The organism is Poseidonocella sedimentorum (assembly GCF_900116005.1).
In the GTDB taxonomy this organism is placed as follows: Bacteria; Pseudomonadota; Alphaproteobacteria; order Rhodobacterales; family Rhodobacteraceae; genus Poseidonocella; species Poseidonocella sedimentorum.
The window spans coordinates 26,243-52,255 of record NZ_FOYI01000015.1 but is presented as its reverse complement, the minus strand read 5'-3'; the positions used below and the strand labels follow the sequence as shown (position 1 = coordinate 52,255).

The window sequence follows — 26,013 nt, the reverse complement described above, 5'->3', positions numbered from 1 at the left end:
CGCGGCGCGGGCGAGGGGGGAGGCGCGGCCTCTCCGGCTGTGGGCGCGCGGGATGCGCCCGCAACGCACCCGGGAGCGGGCTCAGTAGATGTAGCGGATCTGGTCGGACCAGTAGCGCTCCAGCCGGCGCAGCGTGGCGGTGATGTCTTCGAGGGTCGGGCCGTCCATGACGCCTTTGCTCTCCATGCCCGCCGCGTGCCGGGCGAAGAGATCGTGGACCACATCGCGGATCTTGCGTCCCTTTTCCGTGAGGCGGACGCGCACCGAGCGGCGATCGACCTCGCAGCGCTCGTGGTGCATGAAGCCACATTCGACGAGCTTCTTGAGGTTGTAGCTGACGTTGCTGCCCTGATAGTAGCCGCGCGTCTTGAGCTCACCCGCGGTCACCTCGTTGTCGCCGATGTTGAACAGCAAGAGCCCCTGAACCGCGTTGATCTCCAGCACACCGAGCCGCTCGAATTCGTCCTTGATCACGTCGAGCAAGAGCCGGTGGAGGCGCTCGACCATCGCGAGGGCTTCGAGATAGCTTCCCCCCAGGCTCAGCTCGGGCAATGAGGCAATCTGGTCATGAGCGCTCATGGTTTACTCCAAATCAATTTCTTGCTTCGGAGTTTTCGCGTGATTTCGGAAATTTTCGGTTAAACGTATTGGAAAAGCTGACAGATTTTCCCGGAGAACCCGGCCGGTCTGGTTAAAAAGCGCTTTGAGAAAGGGGCTTGGAGCATGGCGCCCGGGCCGCCTTCGGGACGGGCGCCGGGCCGGGGCGCGGCTGTGACGCCGGGTCAGGCGCCGCGTGGGCCACCCAGACCGGGCACGATTCCCGTCACGATCCGCGTCATCAAGGGTGCATAGACCTCGGGCGGCGCGGCCTGGCCCGTCACCCAACGGTAAAGATCCTGATCGTTCTCACTCAGCAGCGCCTCGTAAAGGTCGAGCTCCGTAGGGCCGAGCTCGGGCAGGTCGGTCTCGGCAAAGCGCGACAGGATCAGGTCCATCTCGCGGATGCCGCGCCGGATCGACCGCATGTGCAGCCGTTTGAGCCGGTTTTGCGGTGTCTCGCTCGCCTCGGGGGCGCTCATTCCGCCGTCCCCATCTGGCGCAGGCGTTTTTCCAGCCGCGCGAGCCGTTCGGCCCCGAGCAGCATTTGCGTGCGCAATTCGCGCAGCTCCAGCAGGATCGCGCCAGCCTCGCCGCCGCTTTCATGGTCGCTGCTGTCCTGCGGCGGCTCGAGCCCGTCGCCTTCGCCGGTGAGCAGCCAGCCGACCGAAACGCCGAGCAGCCCGGCCATCATCGCCAGCTTGTTGGCGCGTGGCTCGGAGAGATCGTTTTCCCAGTCATCGACCGTGCGGAGCTTGACGCCGAGCCGGCGGGCGAGCTCCTTTTGGGCAAGGCCCGTTGCCTCGCGCGCGGCGGTGAGCCGATCGCCGAATGTGGCGGTCTCGGTGCTGTACCAGTCTCCGTCCATGGAACCTGCTCTCCTTTTTGGTGCAGCGGCGCGCGACCCGGGAGGGCGGGGCGCCGAATTGCCTGGCCGAATGGCGTGGCCTTGATTGCCTGCGCGGCGCACCCTAAGACACCCGGGCATCAGTTACAAACCATGAGGCCCGGGCGCATGTCCTTCCTGTCCGCGACGCTTGACCGCGTCAAACCGTCTCCCACCGTGGCGATGACCGTCCTCGCCCAAGAGATGAAAGCCGCGGGGAAGGATGTGATCGGCCTTTCGGCGGGCGAGCCCGATTTCGACACGCCCGAGCATATCAAGGCCGCCGCGATCCGCGCGATCGAGGAGGGGCGGACGAAATACACCGCCGTCGATGGGATCGCCGAGCTGAAATCGGCGATCCGCGCCAAGTTCGCGCGGGACAACGGGCTGGAGTACAGTGCGGCGGAGATCAGCGTTGGGACCGGCGGCAAGCAGGTGCTTTACAACGCGCTGATGGCGACGCTCAATCCCGGCGACGAGGTGGTGATCCCCGCACCCTACTGGGTGAGCTATCCCGACATGGTGCGGCTTGGCGGCGGGGTTCCGGTGATCGCGGAGACGACGCTTGCGAGCGGGTTCAAGCTCACGCCCGAGGCGCTGGAGGCGGCGATCACCGAGCGGACCAAGTGGGTCATCTTCAACTCGCCGTCGAACCCCTGCGGCGCGGGGTATACCAAGCTTGAGCTCAAGGGACTTACGGACGTGCTGCTGCGCCATCCGCATGTGTGGCTCATGTCCGACGACATGTATGAGCACATCGTCTACGACGGGTTCGAATTCTACAGCCCTGCGCAGGTGGAGCCGCGCCTGAAGGGCCGGGTCCTGACGGTCAACGGCGTCTCCAAAGCCTATGCGATGACCGGCTGGCGCATCGGCTACGCGGGCGGGCCGGAGCACCTCATTTCCGCGATGCGCAAGATCCAGAGCCAGTCGACCACCAACCCAAGTTCGATCAGCCAGTGGGCCGCAGTGGCCGCGCTGGTTGGCCCGCAAGACGGGCTCGCCGCGAATGCCGGGCTCTTCCGGCGGCGGCGCGATCTTGTTGTTGCGGCCCTCAATGAGATCGACGGGATCACTTGCCCGGTGCCGGAGGGGGCGTTCTACGTCTACCCCTCCATCGCCGGGCTCATCGGCGCGCGCTGCCCGGACGGGACGGTGATCGAGAATGACGAGGTCTTCTGCATCAAGCTTTTGGAGAGCGTGGGCGTCGCGGTCGTCTTCGGGGCGGCCTTCGGGCTCAGCCCGCATTTCCGGGTAAGCTACGCGGCGGCGGACGATGTGCTCGCCGAGGCCTGCACCCGGATCGCGCGATTCTGCGCAGAGCTTGAGCGGGGATGAGCGACGCGTTGCCAGACCTCTATTTTCGCCGGCGCGAGAATGGCGCGACGGTGTTTCGCGTCCGGGCCGAGGGGGCGGGCGGGGCGCTGGAGCTTCTGCCGCTGGCCTCCGTGGCGATGCGCAGCGGCGAAGTGCGCGCGCTTGGCGGGGCCGAGATCGCGCGCGACGAGGCGGCCCAAATCGCGCGCTGGCTCGAGGCGCGGCGGGCCGAGATCGACCGCGAGGACGCCGCCCGTTTGCCCGCGCTGATCGACCATGTGAACCGCACGGCACATTGGGTTCAGAGCCGAGCGACGGACGAGCATCTCGAGGCAGGGACCGAGCCGCTTCTGCTTGCGCTGCACGATCTGCGCAGTGCGCTGGTGCGTGCCAAGGGGGCGCGGCGCGGCCGGGCGGAGGATGACGGCTGAGGCATCGGATGCGCGCTTGTGTCCTGTGCGATCTGTTGTAGCATGCGCCGCGATGCTCAGGGCCGGGTTGCCGGACGAGCGGCCGCGTTGGCGGCCTGATCAATCAAGCCCAGCCCTTGCGACGAGAGGCTGGCCCACCCCGGAGGCGCGAGCCGGCATGACACAGTTCAGCACTCACCAACCCTATCCCGAGCAGAGAACGCCCCGCGCCACCCGGCGCGCGCTGGCGGTCGGCCTTGCGATGCTGCTCGCGACGGCCCAGACGACGTCGGCGGAGGGGCGCGCGCAAAGCGCCGCGCCCGCGCCGGCCGCGCAGGATCCGTTCATCTCTACGCAAGTGACCGACCACAGCGCGCGCTCGCCCGCCGTGGCCGGGCCCAAAGAGGTAATCGGCGATGTCTCCGTTCAGGGGGTCTTGCTGCTGACGGCAGCGGTCATGATCTATGCCGCGCGGTCGGACTGACTTGCGCGGTGTGTTCGGCTCAACGCGTCACAGCGGCTTGAGCTGTCCGGCCATCTTGCGCCCGTCGCGGCCTTCTTCGAACTCGAAACTGACCTTCTGATTGTCGGACAACCCCGTCAGGCCGGATCGTTCGACTGCGGAAATATGGACGAACACATCCTTCTCTCCCGTTTCGGGCTCAATGAACCCGTAACCCTTCGTGGTGTTGAACCATTTCACGGTGCCGTTGGGCATCGTCTTCTCCTTGTCGTCACTCAAATCCGGGAACGGCCCGGTCCGGAAACCGGCGCCAAGCTCTCGCGATCACCTCGCGGATTTCGGAAATTGTGACCGGTTACACTACGTAGGATTGCACGCACGTCGAAAAAATCAAGCTTTGCGAGTAAAGCGATTTCAATGCCTTGGCTGAAATGATCGCTGAAACTTGGACAAACCTAAGGGCAAACTAGGAGAAATCATGCGAATCTATGGGCTGAAAACTTGTGACACCTGCCGCAAGGCCGCCAAAGCGCTGGACGGGGCCGAAGTGATCGACATCCGGCATATGCCGATGGCGCCGGAGCTGCGGGCGCGGGCCTTCGAGACCTTTGGCGCGGCGCTGCTCAACACACGCTCGACCACCTGGCGGGGGCTTTCGGAGGCTGAGCGCGCGCGTCCGCCGCTGGAGCTGCTGGAGGCCCATCCGGCGCTGATGAAACGGCCCCTGATCGACGATGACACCGCGCTCCATCTGGGCTGGGGCAAGGACGTGCAGGCCGCGCTGCTTGGCTAATCGCGCCCGAGCGCATATCTGGGGCGCGAACATCCGGGCGCCGCGCCGGGGCAGGACAGGAGAGCGGGCATGCGCAACGCCGCATTGACATTGGGCATCATTGCCGGGGCGATCGGCATGATCGTGGGGTTTTTCGGCTTCGGCTATACCGAGCTTGTGGCGCGCTATGACGGGGTCGAGCAGACCTTCGGCATGTTCGACAAGCCCGGCCTTGTGCGGGCGGTGTCGATCCTCTCGCCGCTGCTCGCGATCGCGGGCGGGGCAATGGCCAAGGCGCGTGCGCTCTGGGGTGGGGCGCTACTGCTGCTCTCGGCGGCGGGGCTCTTTGCCGCTTTCGGTTTCAACGTCTTCACCATGTTCCCCATCGCCTTTGCGGGGCTCGGCGGGGTGATGGCCTTGGCGGCGGGCAAGCCCGACGAGCCCAAGGCGCATTTTTAGGCGGCGCCTTTCTTTCCAGGACCGGTCGCGGCCTGCGCTCAGCCGCCGTCTTTCACGCCCATGAACCGGCCGAATTTGCCGCGCACGAAGAGCAGCGGCTCGCCGCCGCGATGCTGGGCGAGCAGCACCCGGCCCACGAGGATCGAATGATCGCCCCCGTCATGGCGGGCCGCGATCTGGCAATCGAACCGCGCGAGGCTCTGCGGCAGCACCGGCACGCCCGCGTCATTCTCTGACACCTCCAGCCCCTCGAAGGCCGCGCCTTTGCGGGCAAAGCTCATGGCGAGGGCTTCCTGATCGGAACCAATGACATGGATCGCGTAGTGCTCGGCGGCCATGAAGGCATCGTACCGGTCCGAGTCCTTGGCCGGGGACCACAGCACAAGCGGCGGATCGAGCGAGACCGCGGCGAAGGAGTTGACGGTGATGCCGAGCGGGCCCTCGGGGCTGCGGCAGGTGACGATGGTCACGCCGGTGGAGAAGCAGCCCAGGGCATCGCGGAAGTGCCGCGAGGTGTCGGGGCCGGGGACGAAGGTCTGGGTCACGGGCGGCGGCGGTCCTTGTTGTGGGCGTCGGGCTTCGGGCGGTGTTGGCTCTCGATATCGGTGCGCGGTGGGGGCAAGTCAAACACAAAGCCATGGCGCGCCCGCTGGCCTGAGTGCTCGGGGCTTGGCAGGCCGGGGCCGCTGGGCTAGCGTCGGGGCTGTCGGGCGCCGATGGGAGCGGCGCCCAGAAATGGGAGAGATAATCAGATGACACGCAGGATGCCGATCCTAGTGGCAGCCGCGCTGAGCGCCGGCCTCGTCACCGAAGCCATGGCCGTGGAGTGGAACGCCTCGCTCTGGGGCTCGCGCCGGGCCTTCACCGAACATGTGGAAAAGCTCGCCGAGCTGGTTGCGGAGAAATCCGGCGGCGAGTTCACCATCAACGTGAGCTACGGCGGGCTGTCGAAGAACACCGAAAACCTTGACGGGATCTCCATCGGGGCCTTCGAGATGGCGCAGTTCTGCGCGGGCTATCACCGCGACAAGAACCCCTCGATCACGGTGCTGGAGCTGCCCTTTCTCGGGGTGTCGACCCTCGAAGAAGAGGTCGCGGTGAGCCACGCGGTCTATGCCCACCCGGCGGTCGCCGCCGATCTCGGTCGCTGGAACGCCAAGCTGCTCATGACCTCGCCGATGCCGCAATACAACATCGTCGGGACCGGCGAGCCGCGCGACGAGCTCGCGGAATTCGACGGGATGCGCGTGCGCGCGACGGGCGGGCTGGGCCAGGCGTTCTCGGCCGTTGGCGCCGTGCCCACCTCGGTCACCGCGACGGAAGCCTATCAGGCGATGGAATCGGGCGTGGTCGACACGGTTTCCTTCGCGCAACACGCGCACCTGAGCTTCCGCACCATTGACGAAGCCGACTGGTGGACGGAAAACCTCAACCCCGGCACGGTCAATTGCCCGGTGGTGGTCAACACCGACGCCTATGCGGCGCTCTCGGACGAGCATCGCGCGATCCTCGACGAGTCCGTGCCCGAGGCGATCGACTACTACCTCGAAAACTACGGTGCGCTGCTGGACCGCTGGGAAGAGGTGCTGGCGGAAAAAGGGGTCGAGAAGGTGACGATCTCTGAAGACCAGCTCGCCGAATTCCGCAAGATCGCCGCCGATCCGATCCGCGAGACATGGATCGCCGACATGAGCGCCCAGGGCCTGCCCGCGCAGGAGCTCTATGATCTGGTGATGGACACGCTGGAGCAAACGCGCGCGGGCAATTGAGCCGCGCGTCCGAGACATGAGGCGGGGCCGTCCGGGAAGCCGGGCGGCCCTTCGTCCAACCACACACGGCGCAGGAAGGGCAGGGCATGGCAAACAGCGGAGCGGTACGGGAAGACGGATCCTTCCTGAGCAGACTGGACCGGGATCTCGCGCGGCTGGAGCGGGTCTTTGCGCTCGTCTCGGGGCTGGCGGTCTTTTCGATCATGCTCTTTGCGGTGGTCTCGGTCACGGGGCGCAACCTGCTCAACCGGCCGGTGCCGGGCTATGTCGACTGGATCGAACAGCTCATGCCGTTCATCGCCATTCTCGGCATTGCCTACGCCCAGCGGGACGGGACGCACATCCGCATGGATCTGGTCGTCGGGCGGCTGAAGGGCCGGGCGCTCTGGGCGGCGGAGATCCTCGGCGTGCTGGCAATGCTCGCGCTCATGATCCTGCTGGTTTGGGGGACCTGGGCCCATTTCCAGCGCAGCTTCGATTTCGCCGCCCCGCTCTGGAGCCGTGACAGCACGATCGACATCGCCCTGCCGCTCTGGCCGGCCAAACTCATCGTCCCGATGGCGTTTTCGGTGATGGTGCTGCGGCTGCTGATCCAGCTCGCCGGCTATTCCCGCGCCTTCATTCTGGGGCTCGCGGCGCCCGTCGCCGTGCCGCTCATCCGTTCGGCGGCGCAGGTCGCGGCGGAAGAAGCCGAAGCGCTCAACGCGAAGGGGGGCTGAGATCATGACCTCTGTGGAAATCGGTCTCTGGGTGTCGGGCTTCATGGTCCTGCTCGTGGTCATCGGGATGCGCGTGGCCTTTGCGGCGGGGCTTGCCGGGCTCATCGGGCTCATCTGGATCTTCTGGTCCAAGCGCGGCTACGATCCGGAGATGTTCGGCTGGGCGCTCGGCGTCGCGGTCAAGACGGCGGGGCAGGTGCCCCACGGCAAGGTCGCCAATCAGGCGCTCTCGCTGATCCCGACCTTCATCCTCATCGGCTACCTCGCCTATTACGCGGGGCTGACCAAAGCGCTCTTCGAGGCCGCCAAACGCTGGCTCGGCTGGCTGCCCGGCGGGCTCGCGGTCTCGACAGTCTTCGCCACGGCGGGCTTTGCCGCGGTCTCCGGCGCCTCGGTCGCCACCGCCGCCGTCTTCGCCCGCATCGCCATCCCCGAGATGCTCAAGGCGGGCTACGACAAACGCTTCGCCGCCGGGGTGGTCGCCGCAGGTGGCACGCTCGCCTCGCTCATCCCGCCCTCGGCCATCCTCGTGATCTACGCCATCATCGTCGAACAGGACGTGGGCAAGCTGCTGCTCGCGGGCTTCATCCCCGGGCTCTTCTCGGCGGTGGTCTACGGCTCGCTCATCGTCGGGCTCGCGGTGCTCTTCAAACGCGTCGGCCCCCCGGTGCGCGGCTTCACATGGGGCCAGCGCTTCGCTGCCCTGCCGCCCGCGCTGCCCATCGTCGCGGTGGTGCTGATCATCATCGGCTTTGTCTACAACCCCTTTGGCGAGGACGCCTGGGGCACGCCGACCGAAGGCGGCGCGATCGGCGCCTTCATCGTCTTCTGCTGGGCGGTGGCGCACGGGATGCGCTGGCCCGAGCTCAAATCAGCCCTGTTGGAAACCGCCAAGCTCTCGGTGATGATCTTCACCATCATCTGGGGCGTGCTGATCTACGTCCGGTTCCTCGGCTTCGCCGACCTGCCGGGCGCGTTCTCCGACTGGATCACCGGGCTCGACCAACCGCCGATGCTGACGCTGATCTTCATCCTGCTGGCCTACGCGGTGCTGGGGATGTTCATGGACGCGATCGGCATGCTGCTGCTCACCCTCCCGGTCGTCTACCCCGCCGTGATGGCCCTCAACGGCGGCGATTTCGTGTCCGCCGAAGAGAGCGCCTTTGGCATGTCCGGGCCCATGTGTGCCGTCTGGTTCGGGATCCTCGTGGTGAAAATGGCCGAGTTCTGCCTGATCACCCCACCCATCGGCCTCAACTGCTTCGTGGTCGCCGGCGTGCGCGACGACCTCTCCGTCCAGGACGTCTTCCGCGGCGTGACCCCCTTCTTCATCGCCGACGCGGTCACCATCGCCCTCCTCGTAGCCTTCCCCGCCATCGTGCTCTGGCTGCCGTCATTGGCGTGATCCGGTAGACGCGAATTTCCGACATTTCGATTACCAATCGGGTGAAACGTCTCGCGGGATAGCGTCAGTACGACGGCATGCTGGTCCAAACGCCGCACGCGCCCAAAAACCCGCCATTGACAAACATGACAAAAAAAGTCAGGAAAGGGCCGGCACCCGATTACGGGGCCAGTTGAGGCGGAGCAGAGCCATGGGATATGAGCGCGGCGCGGTGCCGGTTGGATCGCTGAAAGCCTTGCCGCAGGGCGAGGCGCGGTTGATCCGGACCTTGCGCATGTGGTGCGCGGGGCCCGACCATCAGGCCGAAGTCTGGGCGGAGATGTGCGAGCGGCTTGGCGGGGTGCGCGCGCGGCAGGGGCTCAAGCAGTTTGAGGCGCTGGTGGGGCTCATGATCGAGCATGGCCGCCGGCCGATGATGCGCCATGGGGTTGCCTGCGATTGCGTGGGCGCGGATGAGGCGATTTTTGCGCATTTCGTTGCCGCTGCGGCCTCGGGCGATCGCGATGAAGCGGTGCTTCTGGCCTCGCTTCTGGTGCGCGCGGATCTTGCACTCCACGCGGTCAGCTCGGCCGAGTTGGTGGGCCTGATGGTCATGGGCGAGGGGGGGCGCACCGAGGCGCCCGACTGCGCCGCGCCGCAAGCCCCCCACGGCGCTACGCTGCACTGAGGGCCCGGGGCCCGGGAGCGAACCCTGCGCATCGCGCCACTGGACGCGCGGGCGCGGGCTGGTATAAGGCGCGCATGATGCACGCCCGCGCGATCATCCAGCGAATTACATGCCCGGCACTCCACGCGTGAGATGCCGGGACAAGGCGCATGGGCTCCCGCGCCGCACCAGCTTCTCGCAAGCTGCCGCACCCCAACACATTCCAGACGACTGAGGACGCCACGCCATGTGCGCTGACACGCCCGAGTACAAAGATACTCTGAACCTGCCCAAAACCGATTTCCCGATGCGCGCGGGACTGCCCAAGCGCGAGCCCGGCTGGCTCGACCGCTGGGCCGATATCGGCATCTATGACCGCCTGCGCGAGACGTCCGGGGACCGCACGCCCTTCATCCTTCATGACGGCCCTCCCTATGCCAACGGCCACCTGCACATCGGCCACGCTCTCAACAAGATCCTCAAGGACATGGTCGTCCGCTCCCAGCAGATGATGGGGCGCGATGCGCGCTACGTCCCCGGCTGGGACTGCCACGGGCTGCCCATCGAGTGGAAGATCGAGGAGCAGTACCGCAAGAAAGGCCGCAACAAGGACGAGATCGACGTGATCGATTTCCGCCAGGAATGCCGCAAGTTCGCCGAAAGCTGGATCGACATCCAGCGCGAGGAGTTCAAGCGGCTCGGCGTTACCGGCAAGTGGGAGCGGCCCTATCTCACCATGGATTTCCATGCCGAGCGGGTGATCGCCGAGGAATTCCAGAAGTTCCTCATGAACGGCACGCTCTATCAGGGCTCCAAGCCGGTCATGTGGTCGCCGGTCGAGAAGACCGCGCTGGCCGAGGCGGAGGTGGAGTATCACGACAAGGAAAGTTTCACCATCTGGGTGAAATTCCGCGTGGCGGATTTCGACCTGCCCGAGGTGGAGCTGTCGGACGAGGAAGCCACGGACGAGGACCGCGAGGCGGTGGCCGCGCTGGTGGCCGAGGCCGCGCAGGATTTCGAGGGCGCATACGTGGTGATCTGGACCACCACGCCCTGGACGATCCCGTCCAACCGCGGCGTCGTCTATGGCGCCGGGATCAACTACGGGCTCTATGAGGTCACCGGAACGCCAGAGGAAAGCTGGGCCAAGGTGGGCGACCGGTTCATCCTTGCCGACAAGCTCGCCGCCGACGTCATGACCCGCGCCCGGCTGGATGAGGGCATGTACCGCCGCGTCCGCGATGTGACCCCCGCCCAGCTCGACGGCATGACCTTGACCCACCCGCTCGCGGGTGCCGAAGGGGGCGAGGGCGAATGGGATGCGCCGCGCGATTTCCGCGCCGCCGAATTCGTCACCGACACCGAAGGCACCGGCTTTGTCCACTGCGCCCCGTCCCACGGGATGGAGGAATACGAGATGTACCGCGGGCTCGGGATGCTCGATCAGGTCATCACCTACAACGTCATGGATGACGGCGGCTTCCGCGCGGATCTGCCGTTCTTTGGCGGCAAGTATATCCTCAACCGCAAGGGCGGGGAGGGCGATGCCAACAAGGCGGTGATCGACAAGCTGGTGGAGGTCGGCGGGCTGCTCGCGCGCGGCAAGATCAAGCACTCCTACCCGCATAGCTGGCGCTCCAAGGCGCCGGTCATCTACCGCAACACGCCGCAATGGTTCGCCGCCATCGACCGCCCCGTGGGCGACGGGCAGGACGAGATGGGCAGCACGATCCGCGAGCGCGCGCTGCGCTCGATCGACGAGCTGGTGACATGGACGCCGCGCACCGGGCGCAACCGGCTGCATTCGATGATCGAGGCGCGGCCCGACTGGGTGCTCTCGCGCCAGCGGGCCTGGGGCGTGCCGCTCACCTGTTTCGTCAAGACCGGCGCGCTGCCGACCGATCCCGATTTCCTGCTGCGCGATCCGGCGGTAAACGCGCGTATCCTCGAAGCCTTCGAGGCCGAGGGGGCGGATGCGTGGTACAAGGAGGGCGCCAAGGCGCGGTTCCTCGGCGACGATCACGACCATGACGCCTACACCCAGATCTTCGACATTCTCGACGTCTGGTTCGACAGCGGCTCGACCCATGCGTTTGTCCTGCGCGACCGCGAGGACGGGGTGGCCGACGGCATCGCCGATCTCTACCTCGAAGGCACAGACCAGCACCGCGGCTGGTTCCATTCCTCGATGCTGCAGGCCTGCGGCACCAAGGGCCGCGCGCCCTATCGCGGGGTGCTGACCCACGGGTTCACACTCGACGAGAAGGGCAACAAGATGTCCAAATCGCTGGGCAACACCATCCTGCCGGAGGAGGTGGTCAAACAATACGGCGCCGATATCCTGCGGCTCTGGGTGGCCCAGACGGATTACACCGCCGATCAGCGCATCGGGCCGGAAATCCTCAAGGGCGTCGCCGACAGCTACCGCCGCCTGCGCAACACTATGCGCTTCCTTCTCGGCGCGCTGTCGCATGTGAGTGAGGACGACCGGGTGAAGCCCGCGGAGATGCCCGAGCTCGAACGCTGGGTGCTGCACCGGTTGGCCGAACTCGACAGCCGCGTGCGCGAGGGCTACGCGGCCTACGATTTCCAGGGGGTGTTTCAGGCGCTCTTCAACTTCTGCACCGTGGAGCTTTCGGCCTTTTACTTCGACATCCGCAAGGATGCGCTCTACTGCGACGGCGATACGCCCCGCCGCCGGGCCGCGCGCACGGTGATGGAGCTGCTTTTCGAGCGGCTGACCACATGGCTCGCGCCGGTGTTGGTCTTCACCATGGAAGAGGTCTGGCTGGAGCGGTTCCCCGGGGCGGACAGCTCGGTCCATCTGGCCGATTTCCCGGACACGCCCGCCGACTGGCGCGATGAGGCGCTGGCGGAGAAATGGGCCAAGGTGCGCGCAGCGCGCCGCGCGGTGACGGCGGCGCTGGAGGTGCAGCGGGTCGGGAAGGTGATCGGCGCGTCGCTGGAGGCCGCGCCGGTGGTGCATGTGGAGGATGACGCGATGTGCGCCGCCCTCACGTCGGTCGATTTCGACGACATCTGCATCACCTCGGGCATCGCCGTGACCGCTGATCCGAGCCCGCAGGAAGCCTTCCGCCTGCCCGAAGTGCCCGGCGTTGGCGTGGTGTTTGAGAGCGCTGAGGGCGAGAAATGCCTGCGCTGCTGGAAGATCCTGCCCGACGTGGGCCAGCACGCCCACCCGGCCACCTGCGCACGCTGCGACGCCGCGCTGGACTGAGCGGGGTCAAGTCTCTGAAACGACAATGAGAAGGGCGCCCTACGGCGCCCATTTTCGTGGAGTTGGTGACTCCGCATTTAGTTTTACCTGCCACCGGTGGGGCTTTCCCCTAGCCCGGAACAAGGCCCGCAGGGCCGCCTGGCAAGCGCCTGCCCGTCCCGGCGGGCTGGCGCTCTGGTTGGGCTTGGGGCGACCGCATGAGTTCGATGTGCTTGGCAACATCAAGCACACCGCTCCATCGTAAGCGGCGCTATCCCACGGTCAGACGCTTGCCCGGCTTCGCGCAAACGACCGCAGTCGACATCTGGGACAGCCGGTTCCCGAAATTCAACAGAGCCAGTTTGCGAGATGGCGCACTGCGCGCAGTACATCGACGCCCAAGATGAACAAAAAAAGAGCGCCAGAACGCGCCCTTTTATCCGTGACATCAGGGGTTGTAGGGATCAGTGGCCCGACGAAGCCACGAGCGTAAGCTGCGGCGCGCGCGGCGTGCCCCCTTCGCCAAACTCGTGGCACAGAAAATCGATGAAAGCGCGGACCTTGGGCTGGATGAACTTGCCTTCGGGATAGACCGCGTAGATGCCCACGCGATCTTCCGGCAGATCCGGCATCACGTCCTCCACCAGCCCCTCGGTCATCGCCTCTGCAAAGAGGAAGGACGGCAGGTAGGCGATGCCGAGCCCGGCGATGGCAGCATTCAGCAGGGACTGGCCGTCATTGACGCTGAGCGAGCCGGCGGTGCGCACCAGCCGCCGCTCGCCCGAAGGCGCGATCAGCCGCCAGACGCCGCTGCTGGCGTTGTTGGCGTAGTGCAGGAGCTTGTGCGCGTTGAGATCGTCGATCCGGTCGGGCCAGCCGTGGCGAGCGAGGTACTCGGGGCTCGCGATCATGCGGCGCGTGGTCTCGGTAATCTTGCGGGCGCGCAGCGAGCTGTCTTCGAGATCGCCGATCCGCACCGTCACGTCGAACCCCTCGGAGATCAGTTCCACGAACCGGTTGCTGAGGTCGAGGTTGACGGAAATTTCGGGATAGCGCGCGAGGAATTTTCCCAGAACAGGCGAGAGATGATTGACGCCGAAGTCCGTCGCGACACTCACCCGCAGCGTGCCGGAGGGCTCGGCCTGCATTGCGGTCACCAGCGAATCCGCCTCGCTGGCATCTGTGAGGACGCGACGGGCCCGGTCGTAATAGGCGAGGCCTATTTCCGTTGGACTGACGCGGCGCGTGGTGCGGTTCAGCAGCCGCGCGCCCAGTCGGGTTTCGAGCGAAGAGACATGTTTCGACACGGCGGACTTGGAGAGCCCGAGCTTGCGCGCGGCGTCTGTGAACCCGCCTTGATCCACCACCGTGGCAAACGCTTCCATTTCCGTGAGCCGATCCATGCCTCTTCGCCTTTCTGTCCGTCGTCCTTGCGTCGGTTTTGCGGGGCAAATCGGGCAAGAAGATGGCGGACGAAAGACAATATCGAGGTATTTGGCGCGGTTGTGCGCCGCCCGGAAACGCAAGTCAGAGGCGATCGGCGAGCCGGGTTCCCTGATCGATGGCGCGTTTGGCATCGAGCTCAGAGGCCACATCCGCGCCGCCGATGACATGCACGGACTGCCCGCCGGCGATCAGCGCATCGGCCAGGCTTCGCTCGCTCAGTTGGCCCGCGCAGAGGACGATCGTATCGCAGGGGATGAGCGCCGGGCCCTCGCGGCCGGGCGCATGGCTGATGTGCAGCCCCTCGGCGTCGATCGCGTCATAGCTCACGCCGCCGATCATCTTCACCTTTTTCATCTGCAGCGCGGCGCGGTGGATCCAGCCGGTGGTCTTGCCGAGCCGCCGGCCGGGCTTTTCGGCCTTGCGTTGGAGCAGGGTGATTTCGCGCGGGGAGGGCTCTGGCTGGGGGCCGGTCTCGGCCAGCCCGCCGGGTGTGTTGGCCGGATCGCCCACCCCCCATTCCGCGCGCCAGGCCGCGGGAACGAGCGTCGGGCTCGTCCCCTCCTGAGCGAGGAATTCGGCGACGTCAAAGCCGATGCCGCCCGCGCCGATGATTGCCACGCGCGGCCCGACCGGCGCCTTGTGGCGCAAGACATCGATATAGGACAGCACGTTCGGCCCGTCCTGCCCCGGAATGCCCGGATCGCGCGGGAGCACGCCGGTGGCGATGACGATCTCGTCAAACCCGGTGAGCCGCTCGGGCGTGGCGTCGGTGTCCAGATGGCAGGTCACGCCGGTGTCGGCGAGCATCGTCGCGAACCACTCCACGAGCCCGTGGAACTCCTCCTTGCCGGGGATCTGCTTGGCCATGTTGAGCTGGCCGCCGATCTCGGGCCCGCGCTCGAACAGCTCAACCGCATGGCCGCGCCGGGCGGCGGCGATGGCGGTCGAGAGGCCAGCGGGGCCCGCCCCGACGACAGCGATGCGCTTCGGCGCGGGGGTGGGGTCGAGGCAGATCTCGGTTTCGAAACAGGCGCGCGGATTGACGAGGCAGGTGCTGATCTTGCCCTGGAACGTGTGGTCGAGACAGGCCTGGTTGCAGGCGATGCAGGGGGCGATGGTCTCGGGCCGGCCCGCGCGGGCCTTGGCGACGAAGTCGGGATCGGCGAGGAAGGGGCGCGCCATGGAGACCATATCGGCACAGCCGCCGGCGAGCACGTCCTCCGCCACGTCGGGCGTGTTGATCCGGTTCGATGTGATCAGCGGGATGCCGAGCTTGCCCATGAGCCGTTTGGTGACCCAGGCAAAGCCCGCGCGCGGCACCGACGTGGCGATGGTGGGGATGCGCGCCTCGTGCCAGCCGATGCCGGTGTTGATCATGTTCGCGCCGGCGGCCTCGATGGCGTGGGCGAGCTGTTCGACCTCGCTCTGCGTCGAGCCGTTGGGGATCAGATCGATCATCGACAGGCGATAGATGATGATGAACTCGGGGCCCACCGCGTCGCGGATCCGGGAGACGATCTCGACCGGCAGGCGCATCCGGTTCTCATAGGCGCCGCCCCAGCGGTCTGTCCGCTTGTTGGTATGGGTGACGAGGAACTGATTGATGAAATAGCCCTCGGACCCCATGATCTCGACCCCGTCATATCCCGCCTCGCGGGCGCGGAGCGCGGTGGCGACGAAATCGGCGATCTGCTTTTCGATCCCCTCCTCGTCGAGCGCCTTTGGCGGGAAGGGCGAGATCGGGGATTTGATCGGGGAGGGGGCGACGCAGTCGGGATTGTAGCCATAGCGCCCGGCGTGGAGGATCTGCATCGCGATGCGCCCGCCCTCGGCGTGGACGGCCTCGGTGACGCTGCGGTGATGAGCGACGTCCTCATCGGTGAAGAGCCCCGAGGCGCCGGCAAAGACCGCGCCCTCGGGATTCGGCGCGATCCCGCCGGTCACGATGAGCCCCACGCCGCCGCGCGCTCGGGCGGCATAGAATTCGGCGATCCGGTCCCAATCGCCGGTCTCTTCGAGATTGGTGTGCATCGAGCCCATCAGCACTCGGTTGGGCAAGCTCACGGCGCCGAGGTCGAGCGGGGCGAAGAGATGCGGGTAGCGTGCGGACATGTGCGGGCTCCTCCTGAGCGCGTAGAGGAGCGCAGGACGCGGGGATTGTCACCCCCGGACGCGGCGTCGCATCGGCGAAAATCGCCGGGGCCATGGGGACAAGAAAAAACGCGCCCCGGCGGAGGGCGCGTTTGGAAATTCATGGTGGGTGATAAGAGATTCGAACTCCTGACATCTTCGATGTGAACGAAGCGCTCTACCACTGAGCTAATCACCCGGTAGCGGGGCGTTTAGACAATCTCGGCCCTGTGTTCAAGACGAAAAGACCCCGATGCAGGTGCACCGGGGTCCGTCAGGGGCGCGGAAAATGATCGATCATTTTCCGACCCGTTTTCCGATTGATCGGAAAACGGCGGGGCGGCGCGGTTTACGCCATCCACCAGCGTTCGGCGAATCGCGTGTTGTCGAGTTGCCAGAGGTTGCCGATTTTATCGGGTGTGCCGATCTTGGTGCTGACCGCTTCGACGAAGTTGGCGAACATCGGGATGATCACGCCGCCCTCGTCGCGCAGGATGACCTGCATTTCGGTGTAGATCTCACGGCGTTTCGCGCTGTCGAGTTCGGCACGGCCGGCGATGAGCAACTCCTGGAAGCGGGCGTTGTCCTTGCTGTCCCACTGGCTGTCGTTCCACGGCACGCCCTCGGCATAGGCCGAGGAGAACATCCAGTCCTCGGTCGCCCGTCCGCCCCAGTAGCAGGCGCAGAAGGGTTTCTTGATCCAGACGTTGGACCAGTAGCCATCCGCCGGTTCCTGAACCACGTTGATGTTGATCCCGCCCGGCGCTGCGGAGGCCTGGTAGAGCTGGGCGGCGTCGACCGCGCCGTCGAAAGCTGCGCTGGAGGCCGAGAGGTCGATGTCGATGCTGTCGAGCCCGGCTTCCTTGAGGTAGAATTTCGACTTGTCCGGATCATAGGCCGGCGGCTCCAGATCGGCGAAATACTGGTTCGCCGGGCCGATGGGCGTGTCTGCCCCGACCGAGCCATGGCCGAGGAGGATCTTGTCGACCATCTCTTGCCGGTTGATCCCGTGCTTGAGCGCGCGGCGCACGTTGACGTCGCCAAAGGGGGCGATGTCGGTCAGCATCGGGAAGGTGAAATGCTGGTTGTTGGGCGAGTCGACGACCCGGATCATCGGGTTGGCCTTCAGCAACGCCTCGGTCTTGACGTCGATCCGGTTGATCGCGTCCACCTGGCCGGTGAGCACCGCGTTCATCCGCGCCGTCTGGTCGTTGATGGCGATGAATTCGACCTCGTCGAACCAGCCCGCCTGGCCGTCCTTGTAGTGGCCGTCGACTCGTTTGCCGACGAAGCGCACACCCGGCTCGAAGCTCTCGACCGCGTAGAGCCCGGTGCCGATGCCCTGCGAGATGGCCTCTTCGATCTGGCCCGCGGGGTAGATCAGCAGGTGGTAATCGGACATCAGATAAGGGAAGTCGGCGTTGCCGTTGGCCAGCGTGAACTGGACCTGCAGCGGGCCGGTCTTCTTCATCTCGGTGATCGGCTCGACGATCGGCCGCGCACCGGACTTGGAGCCCTCGGCCATATGCAGTTGCAGCGATTCGAGCACGTCATCGGCGCCGAAGGCCTTGCCGTTGTGGAAGGTGACGCCGGAGCGGAGGTTGAAGGTCCAGGTCTTGGCGTCGGGCGAGGCTTCCCAGTCGGTCGCGAGCTCGCCCACGAGCGAGCCGTCGGCGGCCACTTCGGTGAGGCAGTCGAAGACAGTCCCGTGCGCCGCGGCGATCATGAACATGTCGGCGATGGACCGCCCGTCCCAGCTGTCGGAGGTGTTGGCGCCGTTGAGCCCGACGCGCAGCCGTCCGCCGCGCTTGGCCTGGGCCCGCAGCGGCAAGCCGCTCGCGGCCAGGACGCCGGCAGCGGCACCGGTGCGCAGAAGTCCGCGTCTGCTGATACGTGTCATTGAGTGTCTCCCTGTGTCTCAATCTTTGGTCGTTGCGGCGGAGGCCCGCCGGCATTTCGAGGTTTTGGCGGCGCTCCGCCAGACAGGCGCCAGCATAGAGCCGGCTCCGATGTCAGTCCATGTTCTCGATGGCGGCGTCGCCGATGTTGGCCCGGCCGCGCTCTTCGAGCAGATCGTCGAGCCAGTCCGGATCCATCTCCGGCACCGAGCTCAGAAGCAGGTCGGTGTAGGGGTGGTGCGGGGGGCGGAACATCTCGGCCTTGGGACCCTGTTCGACCACGCGGCCCTCCTTCATCACGACCACCTCGTCGGCAATCGCGCGCACCGTGGCGAGATCATGGGTGATGAACATGTAGCCAAGGCCCAGCCGGTCCTGCAGCTCGGCAAGAAGCTTCAGGATCCCCTCGGCCACGAGTTGGTCGAGCGCCGATGTGACCTCGTCGCAGATGATGAAGCTGGGCTCGGCGGCGAGCGCGCGGGCGATGCCGATGCGCTGTTTCTGGCCGCCCGAGAGCTCGGAGGGTAGGCGGTCGTGGAAGGTCGCGGCGGGCAGTTCGATCTGCTCCATCAGCTCCTCCACCCGCTTGCGCCGCGCGCGGCCCGTAAGCCCGGTGTAGAACTGCACCGGCCGACCGATGATCTCGCCGATCTTCTTGCGCGGATTGAGCGCGGTGTCGGCCATCTGGTAGATCATCTGAATCTGGCGAAGCTGGTCGCGGCTGCGCTTGCGGTAATCGGCGGGCAGGGGCTCGCCGCGGAAGAGCACTTCGCCCGAGCGCGGCGGCAGCAGCCCGGTGATGCAGCGCGCGGCGGTGGATTTGCCCGATCCGCTCTCGCCGACCACGGCCACGGTCCGGCCGTCGTGCATATCGAAGCTCACATCGCGCAGCACGGTCGTCTTGCCATAGCCCGCCGTCACGTCGCGCACCGAGACAAGCGGCACCGCGCCGGTGAGGACCGCGGGCTTGGTGGGGCGCTGGAAGGCACGCACGGCCCAGAGGCTCTTGGTGTAGTCTTCCTGGGGCGTGTCGAGCATCACGCGGGTGTCGGCCGTCTCCACCTCGTCGCCGCGCAGCAGGACCTTGATGCGGTCGGCCATCTGGGCCACCACGGCGAGATCGTGGGTGATGTAGATCGCGGCGGTGTCGAATTGCTCGACGATGTCGCGGATCGCCGCCAGAACCTCGATCTGGGTGGTCACGTCAAGCGCGGTGGTCGGCTCGTCGAAAATGATCAGGTCGGGGCGGCAGGACATCGCCATGGCCGTCATCGCCCGCTGAAGCTGGCCGCCGGAGACCTGATGCGGATAGCGGAAGCCGATCTCCTCGGGGTTGGGCAAGCGGAGGCGGCGGTAAAGCTCGACCCCGTCCTCGGCGCTGTCCGACCGGTTCTGGACGCCGTGGGTGACGGGGCCCTCGGCGTGCTGGTCGATGAGCCGGTGGGCGGGGTTGAAACTCGCCGCCGCCGATTGCGCCACATAGGCGATGCGCTTGCCCAGAAGCTCGCGCTTCTCGCCCGCGCTGGCATGGACCAGATCGATCCCGTCGAACTCCACTGTCCCGCCCGAAATGCGCACCCCGTCGCGGGTGTAGCCCATGGCGGCGAGCCCCAGGGTGGATTTTCCCGCGCCGCTTTCACCGATGAGCCCGAGCACTTCGCCGCGCTTGAGGCTGAGATCCACACCGTTGATGATCGGCGTCCAGGTTTCGTCCGAGCGCCCCTCGATGTGCAGATCGCGGATTTTCAGGAGAAGATCGTCGCTCATTCCTTCAACCCCGATGAGGCGTAGAGCATCCAGTCCACCACGAAATTGACCGCCACGGTCAGCAGCGCGATCGCCCCCGCGGCCAGAAGCGGCGTGGAGGCGGCGAGCGGGGCGAAGGCGGCGTAGTTGATGAAGGCGGCGAGGTCGCGGACCATGGTGCCCCAGTCGGCGAGGGGGGGCTGGATGCCGACCCCGAGGAAGGACAGCGCCGCGATGGTCAGGAAGACAAAGCAGAAGCGCAGGCCGAACTCGGCCAGCAGCGGCGCCGTGGCATTGGGCAGGATCTCGCGGAAGATGAGATAGGGCAGGCGCTCGCCGCGCAGTTTCGCCGCTTCGATATAGTCCATCACGACGATGTTCTGGCCCACGGCGCGCGCCAGTCGGTAGACCCGCGTGCTGTCGATCACGGCGATGATCAGGATCATGTAGACGGTCAGCAGCCAGCGCTCGGAGCCGGCCCAGGCGCTGGCGATGGTCATCAGCAGCAGCGCGAAGATGAGCGATGGGATCGCCATCAGCACATCGACCATCCGCGACAGGAGCTGGTCGAGCCAGCCGCCGAGCACCGCGGCGAGAAAGCCGAGGCTACCGCCCAGAAGGAAGGCGATGCAGGTGGTGATGAAGGCGATGCCGACGGTATTCTGGGCGCCGTAGATGAGGCGCGAGAGGATGTCGCGGCCGATCTGGTCGGTGCCGAGCGGAAAGGCCGGATCGCCGCCGAGCGCAGGGTTGCCGCCGGGGATGACGTTGGCCTGCGGCAGAATCTCGGCCTGGCCGAAGGGCGCGAGCCAGCCGGCGAAGATCGCCACGAAGGCATAGACGAGGATCGTCAGGATCCCGAAGGCGGCGGTCACGGGCATGGCGCGAAAGAGCTTGCGGCTCGCGGCCGTGCCGATGTGGCGGCCCGCAAGGCGGAAGAGCCAGCCGGCGACCGAAAAGAGCACCAGCCCCTCGACCGCGACGCGCAGGAAGAAGAGCTTGTTGGCGACCTCGGGCGGGGCGGTGCGGGCCAGCACATAGGCGTAGCCCACCCAGAGCAGGAGCGCCGCGCCGAGCGCGTAGCCAAAGCCGATCGAGAGCGGCATGTCGCGGAAATAGGGGGCGCCCCCGGTGACCGCGCGGCCCGCGGCGCGGAAGGCCCAGCCAAGCGCGAGGAGCGCCAGAAGCGCGGCAAAGATATAGGCGAGCATCATTTGGGGTGCCTCAGCCGCGGGTTGGACAGGATCGACAGGATATCGGCCGTCAGGTTCAGCAATATATAGGCCGCGGCGAAGATCAGGCAGCAGGCCTGCACCACCGGGATATCGCGGATTTTGACGCTGTCGACGAAGAGCTGGCCGATGCCGGGGTAGACGAAGACCACCTCGACCACGACGACCCCGGTGATGAGATAGGCAAGGTTGAGCGCGACCACGTTGATGATCGGCGCAAGCGCGTTGGGCAGCGCATGGCGCAGGATGACGCGCATCGGCGAGAGCCCCTTGAGCCGCGCCATCTCGATATAGGGCGAGGCCAGCAGGTTGATGATCGCGGCGCGGGTCATGCGCATCATGTGGGCGGTCACCACGAGCGTCAGGGTCAGCGCGGGCAGGAGTGTGCGCTGGAGCCGCTCGCCGAAGCCCATCCCGTCATAGATGTTCGACAGGCTCGGCAGCCACGGGTTGAGCACCGCGAGGAAGAGGATGAGCACGTAGGCGAGGAAAAATTCCGGGCTGGAGATCGAGGTCAGCGTGCCGACATTTGCGATCCGGTCGAAGAGCGAATTGCGAAACAGCGCCGCCAGAACCCCGAGCGTGAGCGAGAGCGGCACCGCGATGGCGGCCGTCACCAGCGCGAGGAACATGGTGTTGGCGAAACGCGGGCGGATCTGGTCGGCGACCGAGGTCAGCCCCGAATTCACGTCGGCGCCGGCGAAATTGGCGAAATTCGCCTGGGCGAAGGAATTGCCGAGATCGCCCTGCATCACCCCGCCGAGCCATGTGAAATAGCGCGCGACGGGCGGCTGATCGAGGCCAAGATCACTGCGGATCGCGGTTACGGCTTCGGGCGTTGCGCCCTGGCCCAGAATAAGTTCGGCGAAATCTCCGGGCAGCATGTTGACCGCGGCAAAGATCACGATCGACACAATGAGCAGCGTGAGCAATCCGAGCGCGAGCCGTTGCGCGATGATCGTCACAACAGAATTCAACCGATTACCCCCCGCTGGGCCCCGTGCCCGTGTCTTGAGCGTCTTAGGGTAGCGGCTGACCGCCGACTGTAAAGGCACATTTCAAAATACTGAAACTGTGGTGGGTCGCGGCGCGTGCAACCGGCGAACGGCGGCTCAGGGAAGTGGGGCTTTGGCGGACCCGAGATCCGGTTCGGACCAAGGGGGCTGCCAAACCTGCGCCTGGTGACTCAGTCAGGGTTTGCGGGCACGCGCCGCACTGCACCCGCGCGGTTGGCAGGGCCCGCGTCAGGGGGCAGACGGCGGCAGACGCTTGTGCAGATGGTCCATGATGCGCACCAGCTCGGCGGTGATGCCCGGCTCGGAGAGCGCGTGGCCCGCGTCGGCGATCATCCGCAGCTCCGCCTCGGGCCAGGCCTGCGAGAGCATGTAGGCCGAGGTTGGCGGGCAGATCATGTCATAGCGCCCCTGCACGATGCTCCCGCCGATCCCGCGCAACCGACCCACGCGGGACAGGATCTGCTGATCCTCGGCGAGGAACCCGCCATGGCGGAAGTAGTGGTTTTCGAGCCGGGCAAAGGCGCGGGCGTAGTCGGCCGGGGCCTCGCCGCCCATCGTCCCGTTGTTGCCCATCGAGGCGAGCGCGTTTTCCCAGGCGGCCCAACTCCGGGCATAGCGGGTCTGGATGCTGAGGTCTGGTGAGAACAACCGCCGGCCATAGGCCGCGATCAGATCGCCGCGCTCGGAGGGCGGGATCAGGTCGGTGAAGCGCGCCCAGTTCTCTGGCCAGAAATGCCCCGCGCCGCCGCCGTAGAACCAGTCGAGCTCGGGCTGTGTCATCAGGAAGACGCCCCGCAGGACAAGGTGCAGCGCGCGCTCGGGGTGGGTCTGGGCATAGACGAGCGAGAGCGTCGCGCCCCAACTGCCGCCGAACACCACCCAGGCCTCGATCCCGAGGGCCTCGCGGATGCGCTCGATATCGGCCACCAGATGCCAGGTCGTGTTGGCCTCCACCTCCGCATGAGGGCGCGAGCGGCCGCAGCCGCGCTGGTCGAACAGCACCACCCGGTAGATCGACGGATCGAAATACCGCCGCATCGTCGGGCTGCACCCGCCGCCCGGGCCGCCATGCAGCACCACCACCGCAATCCCCTCGGGATTGCCACATTGCTCCACATAAAGACTGTGCCCGTCGCCCACGTCGAGGATCCGCTGATCGAATGGCTCGATCGGGGGATGGAGTTGGGCCGCTGCGCGATTTTGTCCTGCGATCTTGTTCATGTCCGCCCTATATGCCTTAGGTGCGGAGCTTGAGCATGAGGAGCGCGGAATGCAAGCAGTCCAATCGACGGTGGACCCGGCTGAGGTCGCAAAATTCGAAGCCATGGCGGCGGAGTGGTGGGACCCGAGCGGCAAGTTCCGCCCGCTGCATATGCTCAATCCCTGCCGGCTCGACTATATAACCCAACAGATCGTCGCCGAGTTCGGGCGCGACCTCACCGCGCCCCGGCCCTTCGAAGGCTTGCGGCTGATGGACATCGGCTGTGGCGGGGGGCTTTTGTCCGAACCCATGGCCCGGCTCGGGGCCGAGGTGGTGGGCGTCGATGCCGCCGCGGGCAACATCCCCGTGGCCGAGATCCACGCCGCGCAATCGGGGCTCACGATCGACTATCGCCATTCAACCGCCGAAGACCTCGCCGCCGCGGGCGAGCGCTTCGACGTGGTGCTCAATATGGAGGTGGTCGAACACGTGGCCGCGCCGCCCGCCTTCCTCGCCGCCTGCCAGACGCTGCTAAAACCCGGCGGCCTGATGATCTGCTCGACGCTCAACCGCAATCCCAAGAGCTTCGCCATGGCGATCGTGGGGGCCGAATACGTCATGCGCTGGCTGCCCAAGGGCACCCATGACTGGGCCAAGTTCATCACCCCCGACGAGCTTTATGAGCTGTTGCGCGGCGCCGGGCTCGATCCGGTGGACCGCAAGGGTTTCGTCTTCAACCCCGTTACTTGGTCCTGGCGTCTTTCGGCGCGCGATCTGTCGGTCAACTACGTAACCGCATCGCGCAAACCGGCGGCGGAACCGGAGGGATGACGGGGCACCGGGCGGGCGCTTTTTCGCCCCCGCCCGTGCGTCAAACGCCTGCCGAAACGTCAGGCTGAGGAAAGCGAAAAAAATCGGGTTTTTCCGATTGACGGGGTAAGCCGGGGGGCCTATAGCACCCCTCACGCGGTTGTAGCTCAGATGGTTAGAGTACCGGCCTGTCACGCCGGGGGTCGCGGGTTCGAGCCCCGTCAACCGCGCCACTTTCCCCCTTTCAGTTGTTTTCAAGCTGTTTCGGCCCATCGGGCCGGGGGGCTGTGGCGTTCGCGCGCGGCCATGAGGTCCGCCGATCCCCTTCACGCAGACCCCGTCCTGCCGCCGTTTCGGCTCCTGTTACGACAGGAGTGCTACCGGCCCGGAGCAAAGGCGAAGCCGCCGGGCCAGCGGCAGGACGTCCCGCGGCCTGCCGCTTTTGCCGCCTCACGATGACCTGAGAAGGAAGATGGTTATGGCGCCATAAAGCGCGCCGTCCGGATGTCGGATCGTCAGTCCCCGTCCTGCCGCCGCCCCCGCTCCCGTTTCGACAGGAGCGCTGCACGGCCCGGAGCCAAGGCGAAGCCGCCGGGCCAGTGGCAGGACGTCCCGCGGCCTGCCGCTTTTGCCACCTCACGCTGACCTCTGAGCAAGGAGGGTAGTGGCGCCATAAAGTACACCGCTCAAAGGTCGGAGCGGCAGTCCCCGTCCTGCCCCTGTCCCGGCTCCGGTTTCGACAGGAGCCGCACGGCCTGCCGCTTTTGGCATCTCGCGCTGCCCTCAGATCGAAGATGTTCGTGGCACCATGAGGCACGCCCCTCATAGGTCGGATCGGTTGCCTCGGCCTCGACGCTGCTCTTGACGCGCCCCGGGCCAGGCCACACCTTGGCCCCATGTGTGGACGTTTCGCAGCCGGTCAGCTGACCCAGAAGCAGATGCTGGAGATGATGGAGTATTTCCTCTACGGAACGCTCCTGCCGGACGGCTCTGCCCCGACGGCCAAGCCGAGCTATCACACCCGCCCCACCGATCTGGTCAACCTCGCCTTTGCGCAAGACGACGGGTTCCTGCTGAGCGCCGCCCGCTGGCAGATGCGCCCCAACGGCGGCACCCGCCCGGTGATCAATTCCAAGATCGAAAACATCGACTATTGGCGCAACTACTGGGAGCGCGGACGCTGCATCATCCCGGCGCTGGGCTATTACGAATGGTCCGAGGTGCGGGGCCGCAAGGAGCCGCATTTCATCACCGTGAAACGCAACGCGCCGCTGCTCTTCTTCGCGGGGTTCTACGAGCGCGAACCCGGCGGCGGCTATGCCTGCTCCATCATCACCCGCAAACCCAGCCCCCAGATCGCCCATCTCCACAACCGCATGCCCGTCATCATGACGCCCGAGGACATCAACGACTGGCTCACCGGCGAGATCACCCCCGACGCCGCCCAAACCCGCCTCGGCACCGGCTGGGACGGACGCTTCGAGTACTACCAGGTCCGGCCCCTGACCGGCGAGAGCGACGGCGAAGATCTCATCGAACCCTTCGAGCCCGCACAATCGAGCTTCGATTTTTAAGGAGAGGGGGCGAGTTTCTCGGCGGTAGAGAGTGGCTGGCGCGCGATCACCGTGTTGAAGGCCGTCGCCCTGTACTGCTTATCATGATCCCTGAGAGCGAAGAGATTGGCACCCGTTACCGCCCCCAAAAGCTGTTTCTCGCGAGTGCCCGGCAGAGGGGGCATATGAGCGCCCGAAGAAAATTCGAGGAAAGAGCGGCGTCAGGTTGAGGATTTGGGGGGCTGCAATCGGCAAGTCGTCGATGCGGTCGCACTGCGCAAAGGCGTGAGGATCTGTTTCCGTCCCAACGCGGACTGAAAA

24 protein-coding genes and 2 tRNA genes are annotated in these 26,013 nt (G+C 66.2%); 13 read left to right on the top strand and 13 right to left on the bottom strand.

The window, feature by feature from the left end:
* Positions 1-81: 81 nt before the first annotated feature.
* The 3 genes from BM353_RS15345 to BM353_RS15335 form a co-directional block, all read right to left on the bottom strand.
* Positions 82-579 (bottom strand): MarR family winged helix-turn-helix transcriptional regulator, encoded by a 498-nt coding sequence (locus BM353_RS15345; RefSeq protein WP_092082431.1) that lies wholly within the window; start codon positions 577-579, stop codon positions 82-84.
* Positions 580-782: 203 nt separating this feature from the next.
* Positions 783-1,079, bottom strand: a complete 297-nt coding sequence (locus tag BM353_RS15340) for an FAD assembly factor SdhE (protein WP_092082429.1) — start codon at positions 1,077-1,079, stop codon at positions 783-785.
* Positions 1,076-1,465 (bottom strand): helix-turn-helix domain-containing protein, encoded by a 390-nt coding sequence (locus BM353_RS15335; protein WP_092082427.1) that lies wholly within the window; start codon positions 1,463-1,465, stop codon positions 1,076-1,078. The genes BM353_RS15340 and BM353_RS15335 overlap by 4 nt, the downstream gene beginning before the upstream one ends.
* Before the next feature lie 147 nt (positions 1,466-1,612).
* Here BM353_RS15335 and BM353_RS15330 point away from each other — a divergent pair, with 147 nt between their 5' ends.
* The 3 genes from BM353_RS15330 to BM353_RS15320 all read left to right on the top strand — a co-directional run bounded on the left by BM353_RS15330 (position 1,613) and on the right by BM353_RS15320 (position 3,694).
* Positions 1,613-2,821, top strand: coding sequence for a pyridoxal phosphate-dependent aminotransferase (locus tag BM353_RS15330; RefSeq protein ID WP_092082425.1), 1,209 nt, complete (start codon positions 1,613-1,615; stop codon positions 2,819-2,821).
* A complete protein-coding gene (locus BM353_RS15325) occupies positions 2,818-3,231 on the top strand; it encodes a hypothetical protein (RefSeq protein WP_092082423.1) in 414 nt (137 codons plus the stop codon). Before BM353_RS15330 ends, BM353_RS15325 begins: the two co-directional genes overlap by 4 nt.
* 157 nt (positions 3,232-3,388) lie before the next feature.
* The gene (locus tag BM353_RS15320) at positions 3,389-3,694 is read left to right on the top strand and encodes a hypothetical protein (RefSeq protein ID WP_092082421.1); all 306 of its coding nucleotides are present in this window, start codon (positions 3,389-3,391) and stop codon (positions 3,692-3,694) included.
* A 27-nt stretch (positions 3,695-3,721) separates the two neighbouring features.
* On the opposite strand, the gene BM353_RS15315 is transcribed toward BM353_RS15320, so the two are convergent.
* Positions 3,722-3,928, bottom strand: coding sequence for a cold-shock protein (locus BM353_RS15315; protein ID WP_092082445.1), 207 nt, complete (start codon positions 3,926-3,928; stop codon positions 3,722-3,724).
* Between the two features lie 223 nt (positions 3,929-4,151).
* On the opposite strand from BM353_RS15315, the gene BM353_RS15310 reads away from it, so the two are divergent.
* Both BM353_RS15310 and BM353_RS15305 read left to right on the top strand, forming a co-directional pair.
* Entirely contained in the window at positions 4,152-4,466 is a 315-nt protein-coding gene (locus tag BM353_RS15310; protein WP_092082419.1) for an arsenate reductase family protein, read from the top strand.
* A gap of 69 nt (positions 4,467-4,535) precedes the next feature.
* Positions 4,536-4,904, top strand: a complete 369-nt coding sequence (locus BM353_RS15305) for a hypothetical protein (RefSeq protein WP_092082417.1) — start codon at positions 4,536-4,538, stop codon at positions 4,902-4,904.
* A 38-nt stretch (positions 4,905-4,942) separates the two neighbouring features.
* On the opposite strand, the gene BM353_RS15300 is transcribed toward BM353_RS15305, so the two are convergent.
* A complete protein-coding gene (locus BM353_RS15300) occupies positions 4,943-5,449 on the bottom strand; it encodes a flavin reductase family protein (protein ID WP_092082415.1) in 507 nt (168 codons plus the stop codon).
* 219 nt (positions 5,450-5,668) lie between these two features.
* On the opposite strand from BM353_RS15300, the gene BM353_RS15295 reads away from it, so the two are divergent.
* From BM353_RS15295 to ileS, 5 genes are all read left to right on the top strand, one after another.
* Positions 5,669-6,673, top strand: coding sequence for a C4-dicarboxylate TRAP transporter substrate-binding protein (locus BM353_RS15295; protein WP_245759677.1), 1,005 nt, complete (start codon positions 5,669-5,671; stop codon positions 6,671-6,673).
* An 86-nt stretch (positions 6,674-6,759) separates the two neighbouring features.
* Complete coding sequence (locus BM353_RS15290; RefSeq protein WP_092082411.1) at positions 6,760-7,392, top strand: TRAP transporter small permease subunit; 633 nt, start codon at positions 6,760-6,762, stop codon at positions 7,390-7,392.
* 4 nt (positions 7,393-7,396) lie between these two features.
* Positions 7,397-8,797: a TRAP transporter large permease gene (locus tag BM353_RS15285; protein WP_092082409.1), complete on the top strand. Its 1,401-nt coding sequence runs from the start codon at positions 7,397-7,399 to the stop codon at positions 8,795-8,797.
* Positions 8,798-8,987: 190 nt separating this feature from the next.
* Positions 8,988-9,464: a hypothetical protein gene (locus BM353_RS15280; RefSeq protein ID WP_092082407.1), complete on the top strand. Its 477-nt coding sequence runs from the start codon at positions 8,988-8,990 to the stop codon at positions 9,462-9,464.
* Between the two features lie 226 nt (positions 9,465-9,690).
* The gene (gene ileS / locus BM353_RS15275) at positions 9,691-12,681 is read left to right on the top strand and encodes an isoleucine--tRNA ligase (RefSeq protein ID WP_092082405.1); all 2,991 of its coding nucleotides are present in this window, start codon (positions 9,691-9,693) and stop codon (positions 12,679-12,681) included.
* 443 nt (positions 12,682-13,124) lie between these two features.
* Here the strand turns inward: ileS and BM353_RS15270 are convergent, their stop codons facing one another.
* The 8 genes from BM353_RS15270 to pip form a co-directional block, all read right to left on the bottom strand.
* Complete coding sequence (locus tag BM353_RS15270; protein WP_092082403.1) at positions 13,125-14,063, bottom strand: LysR family transcriptional regulator; 939 nt, start codon at positions 14,061-14,063, stop codon at positions 13,125-13,127.
* 124 nt (positions 14,064-14,187) lie between these two features.
* Positions 14,188-16,218 carry an NADPH-dependent 2,4-dienoyl-CoA reductase gene (locus tag BM353_RS15265; RefSeq protein ID WP_092082401.1) on the bottom strand — a complete coding sequence of 677 codons (2,031 nt, stop codon included), beginning with the start codon at positions 16,216-16,218 and terminating at the stop codon, positions 14,188-14,190.
* A 142-nt stretch (positions 16,219-16,360) separates the two neighbouring features.
* Positions 16,361-16,435 (bottom strand) — tRNA-Val (locus BM353_RS15260).
* Positions 16,436-16,585: 150 nt separating this feature from the next.
* A complete protein-coding gene (locus tag BM353_RS15255) occupies positions 16,586-18,136 on the bottom strand; it encodes an ABC transporter substrate-binding protein (protein ID WP_092082399.1) in 1,551 nt (516 codons plus the stop codon).
* Positions 18,137-18,248: 112 nt separating this feature from the next.
* Positions 18,249-19,901, bottom strand: coding sequence for an ABC transporter ATP-binding protein (locus BM353_RS15250; protein WP_092082397.1), 1,653 nt, complete (start codon positions 19,899-19,901; stop codon positions 18,249-18,251).
* Positions 19,898-21,094, bottom strand: coding sequence for an ABC transporter permease (locus BM353_RS15245; protein ID WP_425439426.1), 1,197 nt, complete (start codon positions 21,092-21,094; stop codon positions 19,898-19,900). The genes BM353_RS15250 and BM353_RS15245 overlap by 4 nt, the downstream gene beginning before the upstream one ends.
* On the bottom strand, positions 21,091-22,089 hold the full coding sequence (locus BM353_RS15240) for an ABC transporter permease (RefSeq protein ID WP_092082395.1): 999 nt from the start codon (positions 22,087-22,089) through the stop codon (positions 21,091-21,093). The genes BM353_RS15245 and BM353_RS15240 overlap by 4 nt, the downstream gene beginning before the upstream one ends.
* A gap of 267 nt (positions 22,090-22,356) precedes the next feature.
* Positions 22,357-23,349, bottom strand: a complete 993-nt coding sequence (gene pip, locus BM353_RS15235) for a prolyl aminopeptidase (protein ID WP_092082393.1) — start codon at positions 23,347-23,349, stop codon at positions 22,357-22,359.
* Between the two features lie 49 nt (positions 23,350-23,398).
* Between pip and ubiG the strand changes: the two genes are divergently transcribed.
* The 3 genes from ubiG to BM353_RS15220 all read left to right on the top strand — a co-directional run bounded on the left by ubiG (position 23,399) and on the right by BM353_RS15220 (position 25,713).
* A complete protein-coding gene (gene ubiG / locus BM353_RS15230) occupies positions 23,399-24,160 on the top strand; it encodes a bifunctional 2-polyprenyl-6-hydroxyphenol methylase/3-demethylubiquinol 3-O-methyltransferase UbiG (protein ID WP_092082391.1) in 762 nt (253 codons plus the stop codon).
* 135 nt (positions 24,161-24,295) lie between these two features.
* A tRNA-Asp gene (locus BM353_RS15225) sits at positions 24,296-24,372 on the top strand.
* Between the two features lie 663 nt (positions 24,373-25,035).
* The gene (locus tag BM353_RS15220) at positions 25,036-25,713 is read left to right on the top strand and encodes an SOS response-associated peptidase (RefSeq protein ID WP_092082389.1); all 678 of its coding nucleotides are present in this window, start codon (positions 25,036-25,038) and stop codon (positions 25,711-25,713) included.
* Positions 25,714-26,013: the final 300 nt, after the last annotated feature.

What these genes read in the sequence shown, in the direction of transcription:
- BM353_RS15345 (WP_092082431.1), bottom strand. Translation starts at nt 579, where the DNA reads ATGAGCGCTCATGACCAGATTGCCTCATTGCCCGAGCTGAGCCTGGGG.
- BM353_RS15340 (WP_092082429.1), bottom strand. Translation starts at nt 1,079, where the DNA reads ATGAGCGCCCCCGAGGCGAGCGAGACACCGCAAAACCGGCTCAAACGG.
- BM353_RS15335 (WP_092082427.1), bottom strand. Translation starts at nt 1,465, where the DNA reads ATGGACGGAGACTGGTACAGCACCGAGACCGCCACATTCGGCGATCGG.
- BM353_RS15330 (WP_092082425.1), top strand. Translation starts at nt 1,613, where the DNA reads ATGTCCTTCCTGTCCGCGACGCTTGACCGCGTCAAACCGTCTCCCACC.
- BM353_RS15325 (WP_092082423.1), top strand. Translation starts at nt 2,818, where the DNA reads ATGAGCGACGCGTTGCCAGACCTCTATTTTCGCCGGCGCGAGAATGGC.
- BM353_RS15320 (WP_092082421.1), top strand. Translation starts at nt 3,389, where the DNA reads ATGACACAGTTCAGCACTCACCAACCCTATCCCGAGCAGAGAACGCCC.
- BM353_RS15315 (WP_092082445.1), bottom strand. Translation starts at nt 3,928, where the DNA reads ATGCCCAACGGCACCGTGAAATGGTTCAACACCACGAAGGGTTACGGG.
- BM353_RS15310 (WP_092082419.1), top strand. Translation starts at nt 4,152, where the DNA reads ATGCGAATCTATGGGCTGAAAACTTGTGACACCTGCCGCAAGGCCGCC.
- BM353_RS15305 (WP_092082417.1), top strand. Translation starts at nt 4,536, where the DNA reads ATGCGCAACGCCGCATTGACATTGGGCATCATTGCCGGGGCGATCGGC.
- BM353_RS15295 (WP_245759677.1), top strand. Translation starts at nt 5,669, where the DNA reads ATGCCGATCCTAGTGGCAGCCGCGCTGAGCGCCGGCCTCGTCACCGAA.
- BM353_RS15290 (WP_092082411.1), top strand. Translation starts at nt 6,760, where the DNA reads ATGGCAAACAGCGGAGCGGTACGGGAAGACGGATCCTTCCTGAGCAGA.
- BM353_RS15285 (WP_092082409.1), top strand. Translation starts at nt 7,397, where the DNA reads ATGACCTCTGTGGAAATCGGTCTCTGGGTGTCGGGCTTCATGGTCCTG.
- BM353_RS15280 (WP_092082407.1), top strand. Translation starts at nt 8,988, where the DNA reads ATGGGATATGAGCGCGGCGCGGTGCCGGTTGGATCGCTGAAAGCCTTG.
- ileS (WP_092082405.1), top strand. Translation starts at nt 9,691, where the DNA reads ATGTGCGCTGACACGCCCGAGTACAAAGATACTCTGAACCTGCCCAAA.
- BM353_RS15270 (WP_092082403.1), bottom strand. Translation starts at nt 14,063, where the DNA reads ATGGATCGGCTCACGGAAATGGAAGCGTTTGCCACGGTGGTGGATCAA.
- BM353_RS15265 (WP_092082401.1), bottom strand. Translation starts at nt 16,218, where the DNA reads ATGTCCGCACGCTACCCGCATCTCTTCGCCCCGCTCGACCTCGGCGCC.
- BM353_RS15255 (WP_092082399.1), bottom strand. Translation starts at nt 18,136, where the DNA reads ATGACACGTATCAGCAGACGCGGACTTCTGCGCACCGGTGCCGCTGCC.
- BM353_RS15250 (WP_092082397.1), bottom strand. Translation starts at nt 19,901, where the DNA reads ATGAGCGACGATCTTCTCCTGAAAATCCGCGATCTGCACATCGAGGGG.
- BM353_RS15245 (WP_425439426.1), bottom strand. Translation starts at nt 21,094, where the DNA reads ATGATGCTCGCCTATATCTTTGCCGCGCTTCTGGCGCTCCTCGCGCTT.
- pip (WP_092082393.1), bottom strand. Translation starts at nt 23,349, where the DNA reads ATGAACAAGATCGCAGGACAAAATCGCGCAGCGGCCCAACTCCATCCC.
- ubiG (WP_092082391.1), top strand. Translation starts at nt 23,399, where the DNA reads ATGCAAGCAGTCCAATCGACGGTGGACCCGGCTGAGGTCGCAAAATTC.
- BM353_RS15220 (WP_092082389.1), top strand. Translation starts at nt 25,036, where the DNA reads ATGTGTGGACGTTTCGCAGCCGGTCAGCTGACCCAGAAGCAGATGCTG.